Annotated in this window: 1 tRNA gene and 2 rRNA genes (1 of these 3 cut by a window edge); all 3 read left to right on the top strand. The window is 54.6% G+C overall.

From position 1 onward, the window contains the following. Positions 1-1,796, top strand: a 23S ribosomal RNA gene (locus tag GGR00_RS28005) (it extends 1,016 nt beyond the left edge of the window). A 170-nt stretch (positions 1,797-1,966) separates the two neighbouring features. Continuing rightward, a 5S ribosomal RNA gene (gene rrf, locus GGR00_RS28000) occupies positions 1,967-2,081 on the top strand. Between the two features lie 212 nt (positions 2,082-2,293). Continuing rightward, a tRNA-Met gene (locus GGR00_RS27995) sits at positions 2,294-2,370 on the top strand. The last annotated feature ends 130 nt before the right edge of the window (positions 2,371-2,500 follow it).

Here is a 2,500-nt window from a genome sequence, read left to right as displayed (position 1 = left end):
TCGTGAAAAGGGAAACAACCCTGACCTACAGCTAAGGTCCCCAAGTTATGGCTAAGTGGGAAAGGATGTGAGGATCCCAAAACAACCAGGATGTTGGCTTAGAAGCAGCCATCATTTAAAGAAAGCGTAACAGCTCACTGGTCTAAATAAGGGTCTTTGCGCCGAAAATGTACCGGGGCTAAAGCCATACACCGAAGCTTAGGGTTTGCAGCTTGCTGCAAGCGGTAGCGGAGCGTTCTGTAAGCTGACGAAGCCGTACCTGTGAGGGGCGGTGGAGGTATCAGAAGTGCGAATGCTGACATGAGTAACGTAAGGGGTGTGAGAGACACCCCCGCCGAAAGTCCAAGGGTTCCTGCTTAAAGCTAATCTGAGCAGGGTTAGCCGGCCCCTAAGTCGAGGCGGAAACGCGTAGACGATGGGAACCACGTTAATATTCGTGGGCCTGTGGGTAGTGACGGATCGCACAAGTTGTCGGGTCTTATTGGATTGATCCCGGCAGCGGAGCGGTTCCAGGAAATAGCTCCCACTTATAGACCGTACCCGAAACCGACACTGGTGGACTGGTAGAGTATACCAAGGCGCTTGAGAGAACTATGCTGAAGGAACTCGGCAAATTGCACGCGTAACTTCGGAAGAAGCGTGACCCCTTTGCACGCAAGTGTATGGGGGTGGCACAGACCAGGGGGTAGCGACTGTTTATCAAAAACACAGGGCTCTGCGAAGTCGCAAGACGACGTATAGGGTCTGACGCCTGCCCGGTGCTGGAAGGTTAAGAGGAGAGGTGCAAGCTTTGAATCGAAGCCCCAGTAAACGGCGGCCGTAACTATAACGGTCCTAAGGTAGCGAAATTCCTTGTCGGGTAAGTTCCGACCTGCACGAATGGCGTAACGACTTCCCCGCTGTCTCCAGCATAGACTCAGTGAAATTGAATTCCCCGTGAAGATGCGGGGTTCCTGCGGTTAGACGGAAAGACCCCGTGCACCTTTACTATAGCTTTACATTGGCATTCGTAGTGGCATGTGTAGGATAGGTGGTAGGCTTTGAAGCCAGGGCGCCAGCCTTGGTGGAGCCACCCTTGAAATACCACCCTTATCTCTATGGATGTCTAACCGCGGCCCGTTATCCGGGTCCGGGACAATGTATGGTGGGTAGTTTGACTGGGGCGGTCGCCTCCTAAAGAGTAACGGAGGCGCGCGATGGTGGGCTCAGAACGGTCGGAAATCGTTCGCTGAGTGCAATGGCATAAGCCTGCCTGACTGCGAGACTGACAAGTCGAGCAGAGACGAAAGTCGGTCATAGTGATCCGGTGGTCCCGTGTGGAAGGGCCATCGCTCAACGGATAAAAGGTACGCCGGGGATAACAGGCTGATGACCCCCAAGAGTCCATATCGACGGGGTTGTTTGGCACCTCGATGTCGACTCATCGCATCCTGGGGCTGGAGCAGGTCCCAAGGGTATGGCTGTTCGCCATTTAAAGCGGTACGTGAGTTGGGTTCAGAACGTCGTGAGACAGTTCGGTCCCTATCTGCCGTGGGTGTAGGAATATTGAAAGGATCTGTCCCTAGTACGAGAGGACCGGGATGGACGGATCTCTGGTGGACCTGTTGTGGCGCCAGCCGCATAGCAGGGTAGCTATATCCGGACGGGATAACCGCTGAAGGCATCTAAGCGGGAAACCCACCTTAAAACGAGTATTCCCTGAGAACCGTGGAAGACGACCACGTTGATAGGCCGGGTGTGGAAGTGCAGCAATGCATGAAGCTTACCGGTACTAATAGTTCGATAGGCTTGATCGTTCTCATTCCTTATGTTCATCGCGGTGCGATCCCCAAGGGATCGTCGCCAAGCGTGAACGGCACAGACAAGACCAGCGAATAGAGAATAGTGAGCGGTGAATAGATACCATTCGCTACTGACTACTCCCTACTCGCTCAAAACAGCTTCTCGATTACATGCCTTTTGCCGACCTGGTGGTTATGGCGGAGCGGCTGCACCCGATCCCATTCCGAACTCGGCCGTGAAACGCTCCAGCGCTGATGGTACTTCGTCTCAAGACGCGGGAGAGTAAGTCGCTGCCAGGTCTGCCAAGGGCATGTAATATGGACATCGCAAAACGCGGTGTCGGTCACCAACATCTTCTCTTTGCGAAAATGGCCCGCCAACGGGATCAAGGGGCCGCGTAAGCGGCCCTTTCCATTGGACAGGACACGAAATCCCTCGCATTCGCGTAGGCAAATGCCTACATGAAGGCAAGGAGACCGGAATACATGCAGGAAATTCCTGCACATGGTGGCGCGGGGTGGAGCAGCCCGGTAGCTCGTCAGGCTCATAACCTGAAGGTCACAGGTTCAAATCCTGTCCCCGCAACCAAATACAAAAACGCCCGACGCAGAAATGCGGCGGGCGTTTTGGTATCTGGCTGCCGGCTGACCGTCTGATTACAACCGCATCAGCCGCCCGCAAGGACCCCAGCGGCCGACGACGCGGGATAAGCCAAATC

Origin of the sequence: Aminobacter aganoensis (assembly GCF_014206975.1) — a bacterium.
GTDB classification, from domain to species: Bacteria; Pseudomonadota; Alphaproteobacteria; order Rhizobiales; family Rhizobiaceae; genus Aminobacter; species Aminobacter aganoensis.
The sequence above is the reverse complement of the archived record's forward strand: the minus strand, read 5'-3'. Positions and strand labels throughout refer to the sequence as shown.